We start from the raw sequence: 17920 nt of genomic DNA, 5'->3' as shown, positions 1-17920 counted from the left end.
TTTACACTGCTTTGCGTTACTTTGCGTTGAGTTAGTTATAGTTAACTCACTGGCTAGGCAATTACACGACAGCCAACCACAACCAACCCAACAGTTAAGGTGATGATTATGACTAAAGTAAATACACTTTCAAAATTAGTACTTATTTGTGGCTTAGCAACAGCCACACTTGGTGCAGGTAGCGTACTAGCTAAAGGCGGTATGCATGATCGACAAGGGCATTCTTCAGCGCGTTTTTTGCTTTCTGAACGCGGCGCCGAAAAACTTGATTTAACGCAAGGTCAGCAAACTAAGCTAAAAGCTATTTTTGAAGCACAAAAAACACAAATGAAAGCCTTACGAGGCGACGATAAAGAAGCACGTAAAGCAATGCGTGAAGCGCACAAAGCAAAAATGGACGTACTACTATCAGCAGCAACATTTGACGAAAATGCAGCAAAAGAGCTTTTAAGTGAGCGCCAAAGTAAAGGTGAAGAGTTTGCCTTAATTAAGCTAAAAACGCAGCATCAAGTAATGCAGTTGCTTAACGCAGAGCAAAAAGAAAAGTTTGCTAAAATTCAAAAGCGTAAAAGTAAAAAGCAGCGTAAGCAAAAAAGCTAACTGACCCTAAGGTTAACTTTTAAGTGAGTACTAAAAAGCCAGCATTTAGCTGGCTTTTGTTTATATAAAAACTAGATGACATTACTTAAAAAAGTCATCTTCATTTTTAGCCATCATGGCTTCTATGTCTTCAATCATGTCTTGGTTTATTTGATCAGCCGATGTGATTGGCGCTGAAATTTTATTATTTTCAAACGACCACTCACCCAGATCAATGAGTTGGCAACGCTTAGAACAAAATGGGCGGTGAGGACTTTGCTCAGACCACTCAACATTTGTTTTACAGGTTGGACAATTTACAACAGTAGGCATGTTTTACTCTTAACAGGTTACTCATTAGCGCTTACTGTATTTAAAGCAAGCAAAGCGCTAAATAGTTTTACATATTAGTTACGCGGTTTATTTCAGCAAGTGACGTTAAACCATCAGCGGCTTTACGTAAACCCGATAGGCGCAAATTATTAAAACCGGCTTTTAATGATACCTCAGCGATTTCTAGTGAGTTACCACCGCGCATGATTATTTGTGCAATTTCTGGTGTGATTTGCATAACTTCGTAAATACCTACACGGCCTTTGTAACCATCGGTACAGCCATCACACCCTTTAGGTGCATATAAAGTTATATCTTCAATTTGCGCTGTACTAAATCCTTGACGAGAGAGCTCTTCGCTTGGCAATTGTTCTGCCGTTTTACATTTAGGGCATAAACGACGTGCTAGTCGCTGTGCAATAATTAAACTAATTGAGCTGGCTACGTTATAGGCGGGTACGCCCATATTTAATAGTCGGGTAATGGTTTCTGGCGCTGAATTGGTATGTAATGTAGATAAAACCAAGTGACCTGTTTGCGCCGCTTTTATTGAAATTTCTGCGGTTTCAAGGTCACGTATTTCACCTACCATAACTACATCGGGATCTTGACGTAAAAACGCACGCAGTGCATTAGCAAAGGTCATGTCGGCTTTAGGGTTAATTTGTACTTGGTTTATCCCTTCAAGATTTATCTCAACTGGATCCTCAGCGGTACTAATGTTTCGCTCAGGTTGGTTTAATATGTTTAAACCCGTATAAAGCGATACCGTTTTACCTGACCCGGTAGGACCTGTAACAAGTATCATGCCTTGTGGTTGACCAAGTGCATCCATGTATAACTTTTTCTGCTCTTCTTCGTAACCAAGTACATCAATGCCTAGCATAGCGCTTGATGAATCAAGAATACGCATTACTATTTTTTCGCCCCACAGCGTGGGCATAGTACTGACACGAAAATCGATACTTTTTCGTTCAGTAATTTTTAATTTAATTCGGCCATCTTGTGGTTTACGCTTTTCGGCAATATCAAGTCGCGACATTACTTTAATACGAGCAGAAAGCTTGGTTGCTAATGTATTAGGCGGGCTTGCCACTTCGTGCAAAATACCATCAATACGAAAACGAATTCGGTACTTATGCTCGTAAGGTTCAAAATGTAGATCCGATGCGCCTTTTTTTATCGCGTCCATTAAAATTTTATTAATGTACACAATAATTGGGGCATCGTCTTTGTCGTCATCTTGTGGGGCGGTTTCTTTTTGGCTTTCTGTCTCTAGGTCGGCAAATTCTTTAAACTCATCATCGCTTAAATTTAGGCTGCCGGTTGCATCTAGCAATTGCTCAATTTTATTATCGAGCTGAATGTAATCAACGACGACTATTTCACATGAAAGGCCGGTACTAAATTCAAAGTTTTCGAAGGCGCCGTAATCGGTTGGATCAGAGGCCGCCACATACACTTTTCGGCCTTTTTGTACCAACGGTAAAATATGGTGTTTGCGGATCAGTTTTTCTTTTACAAGATCGGCAGGAATAGATGCAGGATCAAAGTCTTTTAAATCAAAATAGGGAACACGAAACAAATCAATACATTGCTCTGCTAACTCTTTACTGTCTATTTTTCCGCATTTAGAAATCAGTTCAGCGGTTGAGGCAAACTCTTGCTGCTTTGCTTTTACCGTATCGGCATCAATACGCCCAAGCGTAAGAAACTTTCTTAATAACGGTGAGTTAATATTCATTGCGCACCTTTTTAATCCTTCAGAGAGAGTAATTTATCAGAAAAAAGAAGGGGATTACATTACTCTTCACAATCTAGGCTAAATTTATTAATTAATATAGGAGATTAGTTTGTTTTGACTCGTTTTTACTATTTAAGTTGCTTGCATTTGTGCCATGTGCAGATAACGTTTATGCAGCGTTAATAAGTCGTGGTTAACGTCGTTAAGTGCACGGTCGTTATTTAAAATATCATCTGCTTTTTTTTGTTTGTCTTCGCGTGACATTTGCGCTGCAATAATCGCTTTTACTTGCTCAACACTTACGTTATCACGCGAAGCCGTGCGCTCTATTTGTACACTTTGAGGTATATCAATCAGTAGCGTTCGATTACACAATTTATCTAGGCTGTTTTCAAACAAAAGTGGTGCTACAAGTACTACATATGGACTTTTTGCGGCAGTAAGGTCGTTATGTATTTTGTTTCTAATGAGTGGATGCAATAAATTATTTAGCCACTCTTTGTCGGCACTATTAGTAAAAATACGTTCACGTAAAGCGCTTCTGTTTAGTGTGCCTTCGCGCAATAAAATACTTTGTCCAAATTTGCTTACAATGGCATTTAAACCATCGCTTTTAGGCTTTACGACTTGGCGCGCAATAATGTCGGCATCAACTATTGTTATACCCAGCTGCTCAAACATATTACTTACCGCTGTTTTGCCACAGCCTATACCACCTGTTAAGCCAAGTACCCAAGGCGATGCTTTAATATCAGATTTGCTCATTTTAGTGCGCACTCAAGTTAGTAACCAATTAAGTTAAAATACGCGCTTTGCAATTGGTTACCCCACAGTAACGTGATCCAACCAGCAATTGCTAGGTAAGGCCCAAATGGGATGGGCGTTGCTTTATCTTTACCCTGAATAGTTAACAAAGCGATGCCAATAATGGCGCCAACAACACTTGAAAGCAGTATTATGGTAAGTAACGACTGCCAACCCAATAGCGTACCAAATAAAGCTAACAGTTTAAAGTCGCCATAGCCCATGCCTTCTTTGCCGGTTAATAACTTAAATAGCCAAAATACACTCCACAAGCTTAAATAACCAAAAGCGGCACCCATAACGGCATCACTTGGTGTAATTGTAACTCCGCCAACAGCGGCAATAAGTGCCAGCCAAACAAGCGGCAAAGTTAGCTGGTCAGGCAGTAACATGTGGTCTATATCAATAAAGGTCAGTGCCACAAGTGCCCATGTGATCACTATGTATAATAATGCTTGTTCTGTTGCGCCAAAGGTATAAGCAACCACTAAGCTTAATAGAGCCGTAACAGCCTCAACTGCAGGGTAACGAATAGAGATAGGATTACTACAACTTGCGCATTTACCCTTAAGTATTAACCAGCTAATAATAGGAATGTTTTGCCAAGGCTTAATGGCCGTTTTGCACTTAGGGCAGGTAGAATTTGGTTTTACAAGATTAAAAGGCTCGCTGGTATTTTTTGGTTTAGTTATATTAGTATTTAGCTCATCATCTAATAATAGCCTACACTCGCTTTGCCATTCACGTTGCATCATAAGTGGCAAACGGTAAATAACCACGTTTAAAAAACTGCCTACACATAAACTAACTAAGCCAACAGTGATTAAATAAAACCACAGTTGGCTTTGCATTACTTCAATAATACTTTGCATATATACCTGAAAACTTTTCTAAAAATTAGAGGGCAAAAATTAAGTGAGATAATTATCACAAAGAGAAGTTAAAGAGAGCAAATGAGAAGACTAAACCACCAACCTCATAAAACAAGGCTCTCTTTAGTTCCTATAAATTTTTATTAATTAAATGACAGAGCCTAGCTGGAAAATTGGCAAGTACATAGCAATAATCAATCCACCCACAAGCACACCAAGTACCGTCATAATAAGGGGCTCTAGTAAGCTAGAAAGGCCATCAACCGCATCGTCAACCTCTTGCTCGTAAATAGTCGCTACTTTTGCCAGCATGCCATCGAGTGAGCCAGACTCTTCACCAATGGCCACCATTTGGATTACCATATCAGGGAATATTTTGGAGTTACGCATAGCCCAGTTCATTTGATTACCCGAGCTTACCTCGGCTTTAATATCTAAAATAGCGTAACGGTACACTGCGTTACCGGAGGCACCTGCTGCAGAGTCAAGTGCATCAACCAATGGTACGCCTGCAGCAAACGTGGTCGAAAGCGTTCGTGCATAGCGAGCGACTGCTGCTTTATTTAAAATCATGCCAATAACTGGCAGTTTTAGTATGGCTCTGTCGGTTGCATCTCTGAGCTTTAAACTTTTTAGGAGTGCCTCTTTATAAATCCAACCACTACCAACTATTATAATTAGTGCAACCCACCAATACTCTTGCATAAATTCGGATATAGCAATTACAAACAAAGTGAATGCGGGAAGTTCAGCGCCAAAGCCTGCAAATATATCTTGAAACTGTGGTACTACAAATATTAGCAAAATAGAGGTAACGATAAGCGCTACTACTAAAACTGCAATAGGGTAAAACATGGCTTTTTTTATTTTTGATTTTAACGCTTCTGATTTTTCTTTATATAAAGCAACACGATCAAATATTTTATCAAGAGCGCCCGATTGCTCGCCCGACGCCACTAAGTCGCAATATAAGTCGTCAAAATAACGAGGGTACTTTCTAAGTGCTTGTGATAAAGGCTGACCTGCTTTTACTTCATCGCCAATAGTCTCCATTAACTTAGCAACGCTTTTATTGGTAGAGCCAGAACCTATCATTTCAATAGCTTGTATAAGCGGTACCCCTGCCATCAGCATAGTGGCAATTTGACGCGTAACTAAGGCAATATCTTTCGGTGTGATTTTTTGTATTCGTGCGCCAAATAGAGGTTTGGCTTTGCGTTTTACTTTAGAGGGTGTGATACCTTGTTTGCGAAGTTGCGCCTTTACTAACGCGATACTGGTTTCGGTTAATTCGCCTTCAAGGCGTTTGCCTCTGACACTTACGCCAACCCACTCGAAAGTGTCTTTTCCTTTTTTAATTTCATTCTTTTTTTTCATAGGTAACTTCTATGATTAAATAAGAAAGGCTGCAATACAGCAGCCTTCTAAGGTTAAGTGCCTGTATTTTAACAGTAGATACCATTAGCACAGGTTTCAGTCCAGCTAGTTATCTGATCCCCTGCATTTGTAGCCCCTACAGGCGTTAATGTATATGTATCTGTTGCTAAAACACCATTCACTGCTTTAGGTGTTACTAGTATTACGCCGTCAGTAACTGAAACAGATGCTACAACTTTTGTTGCTGTAGTTGCAGGTATACCATTAGAACCAGTATCACAGTCAGCGATTGCATTAGTTAATATGCAAGTTTGAACACCAGCTTTATAAGGCGCAGTTGCTAAAATTACCTCTGAAAAATATGCTTTTTTGGTGTAATTTTGATATGCAGGCAATGCTACCGCTGCAAGAATACCGATGATTGCTACTACAATCATTAATTCAATTAGGGTGAAACCCTGTTGTTTTTGAGTCATTGTTTTCATGTTTCCTCTCCTAAAGGATAGATTGTGTAAGTTAAATCACTTAATTGGCATTATGCCGAGCTTAATTTAACTGATTTACTTTACAGTTTTGCTTAAAATAAACTTTTTGCGCTATCTCCGGTTTGAATGAGATAATCCGCGCTATATATGCACTTTAGCTTTAGGGTATGAAAACAAAAGCTAGGTGTGAATTCATTATGTTTTATACTTAACTGGCTGCTTATAGGCTGGATACAAATAATTGCTACCAGCAGCTAATAAAAAGTGTAGTCATAAGTAACTTGGATTGCTTGTTAGGATTAACTAAAAATCAAGCATCTAATTATTTATGATGAGCTTTTATAATAAAGCAGTACAAGTGTTTCATTTTATTTTAGTTGTTAGCACGCTACTTTTCCTAAAACAGCTAATTAATTTAACAAATTGTTACAATTAGTTATTTTTAACTATTAAATTACTTTTATTTTAACTTGTCAACGCTTTAGCATTTATTAAATGTAGAACTAAATTATTACTTTGGCTATGCATCATTCAAAACGCATCGATAAATCGATTGATTGTAAGTTTTTTGTTAATGCGCCGCTAGATATAAAGTCTACACCCGCTTGTGAATACGTTTTAAGTGTTTCTAGCGTCATATTGCCAGACACTTCTAATTTAGTGCGCTTGTTAGTTAAGATTACTGCTTGCTTAATTTGTTCAACGCTAAAGTTATCAAGCATGATTATATCGGCGCCAGCGTCTATGGCTTGTTTTAGCTCTTGCAGCGATTCAACCTCAACTTCAACTGGTTTGCTCGGGTGGTTTAGTTTTGCCTGAGCAACGGCTTTTTCAATACCTCCGCAGGCTGCTATGTGGTTTTCTTTTATTAAAAACGCATCAAACAACCCAATGCGATGGTTTGCTCCGCCGCCGCATTTTACTGCATATTTTTGTAAGGCTCTTAGTCCTGGAATTGTTTTGCGGGTATCGAGTAGCTGTGTGCTAGTGCCGCTAAGCTTTTTTACATAATGCGCTGTGGTTGTTGCTGTGCCAGAAAGCGTTTGTACAAAGTTAAGTGCGGTGCGCTCTGCGGTTAAAATTGCGCGGGCGGACCCTTTTGCTGTGAATAGGGTGCTATTGGCAGTGACAACGTCACCATCGTTTACCAGTACTGACACTTGTACTGTTGGGTCTACTTGCTTGAATACTTCAATAATGATGTCTTTACCACAAAATATGCATTCTTCACGGGTTATCACTTTGGCACTTGCTTGCTCGTTTTGTGGGATAAGCTGAGCGGTAATATCTCCATCGGCTGCGGTTTGGTAGTTTAAGTCTTCGTCGAGCGCAAGGGTAACAAGTTGACTAAGTAAAGTGTGCGAAATAGACATGGCTAAAAGCTCATAAGCATTAATAAATTAAAGAAAATTTTACTATGTTTAAATAATGAATAGAAGCGCTTTTAATTATTAGATCATAGCTGAGAGCTTTAATACTAAAATATAAGCAGCTTATAATTCCCTACCTACCTAGATGAGGCTTGGTTACTATCATTATTTTTATAAATCCTTTAGCATCAAGGTTATGAATGGTTTGGTATAAATGTGATGACAATAGATTTAAATGGAGTGTTATTAGCGGCGCAACAGCGCGCATGCACGCACTATGATGAGCGCCCAGAACACACAGATATTACCTTGTTGGTCATTCATAATATTTCACTCCCCGCAGGGCAGTTTGGCACACCCTTTGTAGATGATTTATTTATGGGGTGTATTGATTGCAATGCCCATACAAGTTTTAGTGATTTAAAAGGGCTGCGCGTATCAGCTCATTGCTTTATAAAACGCACTGGTGAGGTTATTCAATACGTGCCATTTAACAAGCGTGCTTGGCATGCCGGCGTATCTGAATATGAAGGACAAACTGCGTGCAATAATTACAGTATTGGTATTGAGCTTGAAGGCACCGATACAGCTGCTTATACTCACGCTCAGTACGCCTCGTTATGTAATTTAAGTAAATCTATAATGCAGCGCTATCCCAAAATTACCTCTTCGCGTATTGTGGGGCACTGCGATATTGCACCCGGTCGCAAAACAGACCCCGGCAGTAGTTTTAACTGGCCATTATTTTTAAATATGCTTGAGCAACCAAGCTGAGAGAGTCACTATCATGATTTTAGTTTCTATTATTTTAGCGTTAATTTTAGAGCGTTTAGGGGCGCGAGCTAACTATTGGCAAATAAGCTATTACGCTAATGGCTATTTAAAACGCTCCAACCGCTTACTTGCCAGTAACGGTTTATTTAGTTCGGCAATTGGTTTTTTAATTTGGCTATTTTTACCTGTAGTAGCTATGGCGTGTATTTACAACTTGTCGGAATTTGTTTTGTGGGAGTTGGCCATTAATATTGCTGTTTTACTTGTTTGCTTTGGTTGTGCAAAGCAACGTGCTTTATATAAAGCGTATTTAAACGCACTTACACGCGATGATGGTACCGCGGCGTCTTTATATGCATTGCAAATGGGGCAAAAACGTACTGAAGATCAAAAAGGCGGTGAAACCTTTGGGCAAACACTTGCTTGGGTAAATTTTAGGTTTTACTGTGCAGTTATTTTTTGGTTTGTTGTTTTAGGTGCGCCGGGTGCTGTTTTATATGCCCTTGTACGTACCTTTGCTGATTTAGTACGAGACAACCACAAAGTAATATTTGCTAAACATTTTAAGTTAATACATAAATTACTGTTTTGGTTAGATTGGTTACCCGCACGTATAGCGAGTTTTGGTTATTTAGTGATTGGTAACTTTAATAAAGGCACTAGCTGCTGGTTACACTACGCGCTTGATTTTTCAAGCCCTAACCGAAAGGTCGTCACCTATACTGCGCTTGCAGCAGAGCAAGTAGAAAAGCGTTATTATGGTTGTACTTACGAGGCAACGTGTATGATTAAATTAGTTAAGCGTAATGTGCTCTTTTATTTAGTTTTAATTGCATTACTTACCCTGTTTGGTGGTTTGTCTTAACACCTTATTTATTTTTACAGCCAATTTAAAAGCAAAGCACTTATTGATGCCCAAGAGCTTTGCTTTTTGGTTACCTTTTCTATTTAAACATAGCGATTAGCCCCTCCTTTAAAATAGAGTTAAAACTCTAAATCTATCTGGTCAGACCATTTGAATGACCAGCTTACTAGCCTCTCAAAACTAAGCTATATTGTGTATTGTTTGATCTTCGTTAAAAATGCGTTACGCTAATATTCCCGTACAAGTAACCTGTAAATTGACAGCTATATGGGTTTTTGATAACGTATTGCAAATTCTTGGTATGACCAATTTACCTTTTGGGTAAATCTTATAACTTTGAGCTCCAGTTTTAGGGCTTGGTATTTATACAACGCGGACGTTGATTCATGTCTTTAAAGATTAAAGCAGCAAAACTATCTGATGTTATTTTACAGCAACTCGAAAATATGATTCTTGAGGGCTCGTTAGCACCAGGAGAAAAGCTGCCTCCAGAGCGTGAACTAGCAAAACAGTTTGAAGTGTCTCGTCCTTCGCTGCGCGAGGCCATTCAAAAGCTAGAAGCAAAAGGGCTAGTTACGCGTCGTCAAGGCGGTGGTACGTTTGTAAAAAATCAGCTGGAAGAAGGGTTAACTGATCCGTTGTTTGAACTGATAAGTAAACACCCTGAGTCACAATTTGATTTGCTCGAATTTCGTCATGCTTTAGAAGGTATTGCTGCTTACTACGCAGCACTGCGAGGTACAAGTAACGATTTTACTAAAGTAAAACAAAGCTTTGATAAAATTGCGCTTTCGCAAGATGACTTACAGCAAAAAGCAAAAGCAATTAATGCCTTTCATTTTAGTGTGGCTGAGGCCTCACATAATGTTGTGTTATTGCACTTGGTGAGAGGTATGCAGGCGTTGCTTGAGCAAAACGTATTGCAAAATTTAACGGTTTTATTAGAAAAACCTGATATTAGCAGTCAGTTAGCCGAGCACAGGCGTTTGTTAATGGATGCGGTTATTGACGGCAATCCAGAACAAGCTCGTTTAGCAAGTAATGCGCATTTAGCGTTTATTGAGGAAGCATTACTTGAAGCGGGCAAAGAATATTCGCGAATTGAACGTAGTTTAAGACGCACAAAACAAAATTAAGCTAATACTCTATTACTTGAACACACTAACTTAAGTATCAGTTGTATTAAATTAACAACATTCGTATTTTAAACATAAGGAAACCTCCATATGTCTGAAGTCAATAAAATTGACGTAGACGCGCTAGAAACACAAGAGTGGTTACAAGCTCTTGAATCAGTTGTGCGTGAAGAAGGTGTTGAACGAGCTCAGTACTTACTTGAGCAAGTATTAGAGCAAGCCCGCTTAGACGGCGTTGATATGCCAACGGGTATTACCACGAACTACGTTAATACTATTCCTGTAGATCAAGAGCCTGCTTACCCAGGTGATGTGAACCTTGAACGTCGTATTCGTTCAATTATTCGTTGGAACGCGATTATGATCGTTCTGCGTGCATCTAAAAAAGATCTCGACTTAGGCGGCCATATGGCGTCTTACCAATCGTCAGCAGCATTTTATGAAGTGTGTTTTAACCACTTTTTTAAAGCGCCAAACGAGGTAGACGGTGGTGACTTAGTTTATTACCAAGGCCATATTTCTCCGGGTATTTACGCGCGTGCATTTGTTGAAGGGCGTTTAAGCGCAGCTCAACTAGACAACTTCCGCCAAGAAGTAGATGGTAAAGGTTTACCATCGTACCCACACCCTAAATTAATGCCTGAATTTTGGCAGTTCCCAACGGTATCAATGGGTTTAGGCCCAATTGCATCTATTTACCAAGCGCGTTTCTTAAAATACCTAGACGGCCGTGGCTTAAAAGACACTAAAAACCAACGTGTATACGCGTTTTTAGGTGATGGTGAAATGGATGAGCCAGAATCACGCGGCGCAATCTCTTTTGCTGCACGTGAAAAGTTAGACAACCTATGTTACTTAATTAACTGTAACTTACAGCGTCTAGATGGCCCAGTAATGGGTAATGGCAAAATTATTCAAGAACTTGAAGGCCTATTTAAAGGCGCTGGTTGGAACGTAATTAAAGTTGTATGGGGAAGCGGTTGGGATATTCTGCTAGCTAAAGATACAACAGGTAAATTACTACAATTGATGAACGAAACAATTGACGGTGATTACCAAACATATAAAGCAAAAGATGGCGCGTACGTTCGTGAGCATTTCTTTGGTCGTTACCCAGAAACAGCAGCCCTTGTTGCTGATATGACGGATGACGAAATTTTTGCGCTTAAGCGTGGTGGTCATGAGCCATCAAAACTTTACGCAGCGTTTAAAAAGGCCGAGCAAACTAACGACCGTCCTACTGTGATACTTGCTAAAACTGTAAAAGGTTACGGCATGGGTGAAGCAGCTGAAGGTAAAAACATTGCGCACCAAGTGAAAAAAATGGACATGAGCCATGTTGAACACTTACGTGACCGTTTAGGCCTACAAGACTTAGTCTCTGAAGAAGCAATTAAAGACTTACCTTACTTAGAGCTTGATGAAAGCTCTGAAGAGTACAAATACTTACACGCTCGTCGTAAAGACTTAGAAGGTTATACACCAACTCGCATAGCTAAGTTTTCTGAAAAATTACAGTTGCCAGAAGTAGCAGCATTTAAGCCACTACTTGAAGAGCAAAAACGTGATATTTCAACCACAATGGGCTTTGTTCGTGCACTTAATATTTTATTAAAAGACAAAGGCATTGGTAAAAACATTGTACCAATTATTGCCGATGAAGCGCGTACCTTTGGTATGGAAGGTTTATTCCGTCAAATTGGTATTTACAACCCACATGGCCAAAACTATACCCCTCAAGACCGTGATATTGTTTCTTATTATAAAGAAGCTACATCAGGGCAAGTACTTCAAGAAGGTATTAATGAGTTAGGTGCAATGTCGTCATGGGTTGCTGCTGCAACATCATACAGCACGAATGATTTACCAATGATCCCATTCTACATTTACTACTCTATGTTTGGTTTCCAACGTGTTGGTGACATGGCATGGATGGCGGGAGACCAACAAGCACGTGGTTTCTTGTTAGGTGCTACGGCTGGTCGTACTACGCTAAATGGTGAAGGTTTACAGCACGAAGATGGTCACAGCCATATTCTTGCAAACACGGTTCCTAACTGTATTTCTTACGACCCGACTTACGCATTTGAAGTTGCCGTAATTGTACAAGATGGTATTCGTCGTATGTACGGTGACGACCAAGAAAATATTTACTACTACCTAACGCTAATGAACGAAAACTACCATCAGCCAGCTATGCCTGAAGGTGCTGAAGAAGGTATTCGTAAAGGTATTTATAAGCTTGAAAGCTACGAAGGTAAAAAAGCCAACGTACAGCTATTAAGCTCAGGTACTATCATGACTGAAGTGCGTAAAGCGGCTGCAATTCTAAGTGATGATTACGGCATTGCATCAGATGTTTACTCTGTAACGTCATTCAATGAGCTTACGCGTGATGGTCAAGATGTTGAGCGCTTCAACATGCTTAACCCTGAAAGCGAGCAAAAAACAGCTTACATCACGAGCGTATTAAACGACTCAGTAACTGTTGCCGCTACCGATTACATGAAAAACTACGCAGAACAAGCGCGTTCATTTATTCCTAGCAGCAACTATAAAGTGTTAGGTACAGATGGTTACGGTCGTTCTGATAGCCGTGAAAACTTACGTCGTCATTTTGAAGTTAACGCAAGCTACGTTGTTGTTGCTACGTTATCTGAACTTGCTAAACGCGGTGAAGTTGAAAAGTCTGTTGTTGTTGACGCGCTTAAGAAATTCGACATCGACACAAATAAACTAAACCCACTGTACGCATAAGAGGTTTGTAATGAGTATTGAAATTAATGTTCCAGATATCGGTGGCGATGACGTAGAAGTAACCGAAATCTTAGTAAGCGTTGGTGACAAAGTAGATGTTGACCAATCTTTACTGACAGTTGAAGGCGACAAAGCCTCAATGGAAGTACCTGCTGCGCAAGCGGGTACCGTAAAAGAAATTAAAGTAAATGTTGGCGATACAGTAACAACGGGCTCTTTAGTATTTATATTTGAAGGCGAAAGCGCAGGTGCTGATTCAGCACCTGAAGCCCCCGCTGAATCGGCGGCACCAGCTCACGCTTCAGGTTCTTCAACTAAAGAAGTAACCGTACCAGATATTGGTGATGACGAAGTTGAAGTAACTGAAATCATGGTTGCTGTTGGCGATACCGTTGAGGAAGAGCAATCTATCTTAAACGTTGAAGGCGACAAAGCAGCTATGGAAGTACCTGCACCGTTTGCTGGTACTGTAAAAGAAATAAAAGTAGCCACTGGCGATACAGTAAAAACAGGTTCATTAGTATTTGTTTTTGAAGTTGCAGGTTCGAGCGCATCTGCATCAGATGCACCTAAGCAAGAGTCTGCACCAGCAGAGCCTGCTCAAAGCGCTGAGCCAAGCATAAAAGAAGTAAACGTCCCTGATATTGGCGACGACGAAGTTGAAGTAACTGAAATCATGGTTGCTGTTGGCGATACCGTTGAAGAAGAGCAATCTATCTTAAACGTTGAAGGCGACAAAGCGGCTATGGAAGTACCCGCGCCATTTGCAGGTATAGTTAAAGAAATTAAAGTAGCAGCGGGCGATAAAGTAAAAACTGGTTCACTTATTTTTGTATTTGAAGTTGCAGGCAGTGCACCTGCAAAAGCTTCAGCACCTGCTGAACAAAAGCCAGCGGCGGCACCTGCAAAAACCGAGTCTGCGCCAGCACAGGCTGCACCTGCCGCTAAAGTTAGCAACGAAAGTTTTGAAAACAATAGCGCGTATGCTCATGCATCGCCCGTTGTTCGTCGTTTAGCACGTGAGTTTGGTATTAACTTAGCGAACGTAAAAGGCACGGGTCGTAAAAACCGTGTGGTTAAAGAAGACGTGCAAAACTATGTTAAAAGCTTAGTGAAGCAAGTTGAGTCTGGTCAAGTTTCAGCATCAGCAGGTAATGCTGGTGGCAGTGAGCTTGGCTTAATTCCTTGGCCAAAAGTAGATTTTGCTAAATTTGGTGAAATTGAAGAGAAAAAACTGTCTCGCATCCAAAAGCTATCGGGTAAAAACTTACACCGTAACTGGGTACAAATACCGCATGTTACACAGTTTGACGAAGCAGATATCACAAGCCTTGAAGTATTCCGTAAAGAACAAAACGTTTTAAGCGAGAAGAAAAAGCTTGGCGTTAAAATCACACCACTAGTGTTTGTGATGAAAGCTGCGGCTAAAGTACTTGCTGAGTTCCCAACGTTTAACTCGTCGCTGTCTGAAGATGGTGAAAGCTTGATTCTTAAAAAGTACATTAATATTGGTGTTGCAGTAGATACGCCTAATGGCTTAGTTGTTCCAGTATTTAAAGACGTGGACAAAAAAGGCATTATTGAGCTATCTCGTGAGCTAATGGAAGTATCTAAAAAAGCGCGTGAAGGCAAGTTAACGTCATCTGATATGCAAGGCGGTTGTTTTACTATTTCAAGTTTAGGCGGTATTGGCGGTACGGCATTTACGCCAATTGTTAACGCACCAGAGGTTGCTATTTTAGGTGTATCTAAATCTGAAATGAAACCTAAGTGGAACGGTAAAGACTTTGAGCCTAAATTAATGGTTCCGTTGTCTATGTCATACGATCACCGTGTGATTGACGGTGCTCTAGCTGCACGCTTTACAGCAACGCTTGCTAGCTACATGAGCGACATACGTCAATTAGTGATGTAATCGCTACAATATGAACAAAATCAAATCCCAGCCAGTTGTTTTTAGCTGGGATTTTTACTATATGCAATGATACAATCTTTGCACTATTTGTGAATTGCTCTGATTTTCTGCCCATGCAGAAACATGGCAGTTAAATTTTAGGGCAGTGTCCCGTTCAAACAATTAAGGTAATAGCATGAGCAACGAATTAAAAACTCAAGTTGTTGTACTAGGCGGTGGTCCTGGTGGTTACTCTGCGGCTTTCCGTGCTGCTGACTTGGGCTTAGAAGTTACATTAGTAGAATCGCGTGAAACATTAGGCGGCGTATGTCTTAATGTTGGTTGTATTCCTTCAAAAGCACTTTTACACGTAGCTAAAGTAATTGATGACGCTGCAGAAATGTCATCTCATGGTGTTACTTTTGGTGCACCGCAAATTGACTTAGACAAAATCCGTTCTTGGAAAGAGTCTGTTGTTGGTCAGCTTACGGGCGGCTTAGACGGCATGGCTAAAATGCGTAAAGTTAAAGTTGTACCAGGCTATGGTAAATTTACTGGTAGCAACACTTTAGCTGTTGAAGGTGCTGACGGTACAACTACTATCACATTCGATAATGCTATTATTGCCGCAGGTTCAAAACCAGTTAATTTACCTTTTATCCCAGAAGATGACCGTGTAATTGACTCAACTGGCGCATTAGAGCTTAAAGATATTCCTGAAAAACTACTTGTTTTAGGCGGTGGTATCATCGGTCTTGAAATGGGAAGTGTTTACCGCGCATTAGGTTCTGCCATTGATGTAGTAGAATTTGCTGATCAATTAGTTCCTGCAGCTGATAAAGATATTATCAAAATTTACCAAAAATACGTAAGCGATAAGTTTAACGTTATGCTTTCAACTAAAGTTGTTGCTGTTGAAGCGAAAGACGATGGCTTATACGTTACATTTGAAGGTAAAAATGCACCAGCTGAGCCAGTACGTTACGATAAAGTACTTGTTGCAGTAGGTCGTACGCCTAACGGTAATTTACTTGATGCTGAAAAAGCAGGCGTAAATGTAGATGAGCGTGGTTTTATTAACGTTGATAAACAGTTACGTACTAATGTAAGCAATATTTTTGCAATTGGTGACTTAGTTGGCCAGCCTATGCTTGCGCATAAAGCGGTTCATGAAGGTCATGTTGCTGCAGAAGTTATCTCTGGTCAGAAGCATTTCTTCGACCCTAAATGTATTCCTTCAATTGCCTACACTGACCCAGAAATTGCATGGGTAGGTGTTACTGAGAAAGAAGCTAAAGAGCAAGGTTTAAGCATTGAAACTGCGGTATTCCCGTGGGCTGCTTCAGGTCGTGCAATTGCATCTTCTCGTACTGAGGGTTCTACTAAGCTTATCTTTGATAAAGAAAGCGGCCGTATAATTGGTGGTGCTATGATTGGTATTAACGCGGGCGAAATGCTTGGCGAAATCGGTTTAGGTATTGAAATGGGTGCAGATGGTGAAGACTTAGCACTTACTATTCATGCTCACCCAACATTGAACGAATCAATTGGCCTTGCAGCTGAAATTTTTGAAGGTTCAATCACTGATTTACCAAACAAAAAAGCAGTTAAAAAGAAGAAGTAAGTTCTTTTAACTAGCAACGCTTTTTTAAAACCCAAGCTTCGGCTTGGGTTTTTTGTTTTATAGCTGTTAATCCAAACATAAACAAAACTTGCTTTAATAAAATGCCATTTTATTTTGAGCTGATAGCTGATAGCTGATAGCTGATATCTATTCATCACGTTTTTAGCTACAATATGCGCCGATCAAATTTAAGGTAATTAATCACTGTGACTCACTCTTCCCATAATTCAGTACTGGTATTACGCGCTCAGCAAATTAGCGAGTCTCGTCGCGAATTTAATGCCCGTGGCGCTAAGTTAGCACGTTGTGAGCAATGCTTAATTGCAAAGCACTACTGTATTTGTGAAGGCGTAGAGAAAGCACAGTGCGATGCTGCAGTGTGTTTATTGATGTACCATAACGAAAGTTTTAAACCTTCAAATACGGGGCGTTTAATTGCCGAAATTATACCCGATAACCATGCTTTTAAATGGGATAGAACTAATCCAGATGATGCGCTAATAGCGCTTATTAATGATGAGCAATATCAGCCAATGGTTATTTTTCCTGCTGAGGATGTAGAAGAGGGGCGAGCTATTACGCAAGTGAATATTGAGCCTAATAAAAAGCCGCTATTCATATTTTTAGATGGTACATGGCGTGAAGCGAAAAAAATGATTCGTAAAAGCCCATATTTAGATAACTTGCCCGTATTGTCTATTACAGCTGATAAGTTATCAGACTATCGCTTACGAGTTGCGCCTCATGCGCATCAATTAGGCACAGCTGAAGTAGGTATTTTAGTGCTAGCACTCGCGGGTGAAATGGATGCAGCTAAAAAGCTTGAGGATCACTTTATAAAGTTTAGAGATGCGTATCTTATGGGAAAACGAAATAAAGGTAGACCCGAGTCTCTCTAATACCGATTGTATTGAGTATTAAATTTAGGGCAAAGAAAAGCGCGCTCTATCTCTAGGCGCGCTTGCGGAATCTTCTAATTTTCTGCATCCTGCAATTGAACTTAATCAACTCCAATTTTTACTGTTCCATGTTTATTGCTATATTACTTTTTAGTTCTATGCAATATAAGCCAATCCGGGCTTATCTCCTTTATTCCTAAACGTCCTGTTGCGGTAAAACCTATTACCAAATCCTTCATTTGCACGTCCTAGTGCTTCCGTGTTGTTATCAGTCCATTGTGTTGCCTGTTAAGGCCTGTCCTTTATATTCCTTCAACTTCCTGTTAAGCAACACTCCAATGTTGCACTCCTGTGTGCATCTTCCTGATGCTGTCCGTTTATTAACACTCCGTTGCGATGCTCATCCT

Annotated in this window: 15 protein-coding genes; 8 read left to right on the top strand and 7 right to left on the bottom strand. The window is 40.0% G+C overall.

What is annotated here, in order from left to right:
• Window positions 1-108 precede the first annotated feature (108 nt).
• Window positions 109-600 carry a Spy/CpxP family protein refolding chaperone gene (locus tag MTP24_RS13915; RefSeq protein ID WP_203985191.1) on the top strand — a complete coding sequence of 164 codons (492 nt, stop codon included), beginning with the start codon at window positions 109-111 and terminating at the stop codon, window positions 598-600.
• An 81-nt stretch (window positions 601-681) separates the two neighbouring features.
• Here the strand turns inward: MTP24_RS13915 and yacG are convergent, their stop codons facing one another.
• The 7 genes from yacG to nadC form a co-directional block, all read right to left on the bottom strand.
• The gene (gene yacG, locus MTP24_RS13910) at window positions 682-912 is read right to left on the bottom strand and encodes a DNA gyrase inhibitor YacG (RefSeq protein WP_006794561.1); all 231 of its coding nucleotides are present in this window, start codon (window positions 910-912) and stop codon (window positions 682-684) included.
• Window positions 913-979: 67 nt separating this feature from the next.
• Window positions 980-2656, bottom strand: a complete 1677-nt coding sequence (gene pilB / locus MTP24_RS13905; protein ID WP_243531725.1) for a type IV-A pilus assembly ATPase PilB — start codon at window positions 2654-2656, stop codon at window positions 980-982.
• A 132-nt stretch (window positions 2657-2788) separates the two neighbouring features.
• The gene (gene coaE / locus MTP24_RS13900) at window positions 2789-3421 is read right to left on the bottom strand and encodes a dephospho-CoA kinase (RefSeq protein ID WP_203985175.1); all 633 of its coding nucleotides are present in this window, start codon (window positions 3419-3421) and stop codon (window positions 2789-2791) included.
• A 17-nt stretch (window positions 3422-3438) separates the two neighbouring features.
• On the bottom strand, window positions 3439-4332 hold the full coding sequence (locus MTP24_RS13895; RefSeq protein WP_243531722.1) for an A24 family peptidase: 894 nt from the start codon (window positions 4330-4332) through the stop codon (window positions 3439-3441).
• A 147-nt stretch (window positions 4333-4479) separates the two neighbouring features.
• Complete coding sequence (locus MTP24_RS13890) at window positions 4480-5709, bottom strand: type II secretion system F family protein (RefSeq protein WP_243531720.1); 1230 nt, start codon at window positions 5707-5709, stop codon at window positions 4480-4482.
• Between the two features lie 68 nt (window positions 5710-5777).
• Entirely contained in the window at window positions 5778-6194 is a 417-nt protein-coding gene (locus tag MTP24_RS13885; RefSeq protein ID WP_279388985.1) for a prepilin-type N-terminal cleavage/methylation domain-containing protein, read from the bottom strand.
• 527 nt (window positions 6195-6721) lie between these two features.
• A complete protein-coding gene (gene nadC / locus MTP24_RS13875; protein WP_243531718.1) occupies window positions 6722-7567 on the bottom strand; it encodes a carboxylating nicotinate-nucleotide diphosphorylase in 846 nt (281 codons plus the stop codon).
• Between the two features lie 216 nt (window positions 7568-7783).
• Here nadC and ampD point away from each other — a divergent pair, with 216 nt between their 5' ends.
• The 7 genes from ampD (at window position 7784) to MTP24_RS13840 (ending at window position 17513) form a co-directional block, all read left to right on the top strand.
• Window positions 7784-8338, top strand: coding sequence for a 1,6-anhydro-N-acetylmuramyl-L-alanine amidase AmpD (gene ampD / locus MTP24_RS13870; protein ID WP_243533726.1), 555 nt, complete (start codon window positions 7784-7786; stop codon window positions 8336-8338).
• A gap of 13 nt (window positions 8339-8351) precedes the next feature.
• Window positions 8352-9203 (top strand): beta-lactamase regulator AmpE, encoded by an 852-nt coding sequence (gene ampE, locus MTP24_RS13865; RefSeq protein ID WP_243531715.1) that lies wholly within the window; start codon window positions 8352-8354, stop codon window positions 9201-9203.
• A 386-nt stretch (window positions 9204-9589) separates the two neighbouring features.
• Entirely contained in the window at window positions 9590-10339 is a 750-nt protein-coding gene (pdhR, locus tag MTP24_RS13860) for a pyruvate dehydrogenase complex transcriptional repressor PdhR (protein WP_243531713.1), read from the top strand.
• Between the two features lie 90 nt (window positions 10340-10429).
• Complete coding sequence (aceE, locus tag MTP24_RS13855) at window positions 10430-13096, top strand: pyruvate dehydrogenase (acetyl-transferring), homodimeric type (RefSeq protein WP_138739827.1); 2667 nt, start codon at window positions 10430-10432, stop codon at window positions 13094-13096.
• Between the two features lie 10 nt (window positions 13097-13106).
• Complete coding sequence (aceF, locus tag MTP24_RS13850) at window positions 13107-15011, top strand: pyruvate dehydrogenase complex dihydrolipoyllysine-residue acetyltransferase (protein WP_243531711.1); 1905 nt, start codon at window positions 13107-13109, stop codon at window positions 15009-15011.
• Between the two features lie 175 nt (window positions 15012-15186).
• On the top strand, window positions 15187-16614 hold the full coding sequence (lpdA, locus tag MTP24_RS13845) for a dihydrolipoyl dehydrogenase (protein ID WP_243531709.1): 1428 nt from the start codon (window positions 15187-15189) through the stop codon (window positions 16612-16614).
• Between the two features lie 206 nt (window positions 16615-16820).
• Window positions 16821-17513, top strand: a complete 693-nt coding sequence (locus MTP24_RS13840; protein WP_008131110.1) for a DTW domain-containing protein — start codon at window positions 16821-16823, stop codon at window positions 17511-17513.
• The last annotated feature ends 407 nt before the right edge of the window (window positions 17514-17920 follow it).

It is taken from the genome of Pseudoalteromonas sp. APM04, assembly GCF_022809815.1.
Classification (GTDB): Bacteria; Pseudomonadota; Gammaproteobacteria; order Enterobacterales; family Alteromonadaceae; genus Pseudoalteromonas; species Pseudoalteromonas marina.
This window is presented reverse-complemented; position numbering and strand designations above follow the sequence as displayed.

Excerpts from the sequence above, each read along its gene's own strand:
- MTP24_RS13915 (WP_203985191.1), top strand. The coding sequence starts at position 109 with ATGACTAAAGTAAATACACTTTCAAAATTAGTACTTATTTGTGGCTTA.
- yacG (WP_006794561.1), bottom strand. The coding sequence starts at position 912 with ATGCCTACTGTTGTAAATTGTCCAACCTGTAAAACAAATGTTGAGTGG.
- pilB (WP_243531725.1), bottom strand. The coding sequence starts at position 2,656 with ATGAATATTAACTCACCGTTATTAAGAAAGTTTCTTACGCTTGGGCGT.
- coaE (WP_203985175.1), bottom strand. The coding sequence starts at position 3,421 with ATGAGCAAATCTGATATTAAAGCATCGCCTTGGGTACTTGGCTTAACA.
- MTP24_RS13895 (WP_243531722.1), bottom strand. The coding sequence starts at position 4,332 with ATGCAAAGTATTATTGAAGTAATGCAAAGCCAACTGTGGTTTTATTTA.
- MTP24_RS13890 (WP_243531720.1), bottom strand. The coding sequence starts at position 5,709 with ATGAAAAAAAAGAATGAAATTAAAAAAGGAAAAGACACTTTCGAGTGG.
- MTP24_RS13885 (WP_279388985.1), bottom strand. The coding sequence starts at position 6,194 with ATGAAAACAATGACTCAAAAACAACAGGGTTTCACCCTAATTGAATTA.
- nadC (WP_243531718.1), bottom strand. The coding sequence starts at position 7,567 with ATGTCTATTTCGCACACTTTACTTAGTCAACTTGTTACCCTTGCGCTC.
- ampD (WP_243533726.1), top strand. The coding sequence starts at position 7,784 with ATGACAATAGATTTAAATGGAGTGTTATTAGCGGCGCAACAGCGCGCA.
- ampE (WP_243531715.1), top strand. The coding sequence starts at position 8,352 with ATGATTTTAGTTTCTATTATTTTAGCGTTAATTTTAGAGCGTTTAGGG.
- pdhR (WP_243531713.1), top strand. The coding sequence starts at position 9,590 with ATGTCTTTAAAGATTAAAGCAGCAAAACTATCTGATGTTATTTTACAG.
- aceE (WP_138739827.1), top strand. The coding sequence starts at position 10,430 with ATGTCTGAAGTCAATAAAATTGACGTAGACGCGCTAGAAACACAAGAG.
- aceF (WP_243531711.1), top strand. The coding sequence starts at position 13,107 with ATGAGTATTGAAATTAATGTTCCAGATATCGGTGGCGATGACGTAGAA.
- lpdA (WP_243531709.1), top strand. The coding sequence starts at position 15,187 with ATGAGCAACGAATTAAAAACTCAAGTTGTTGTACTAGGCGGTGGTCCT.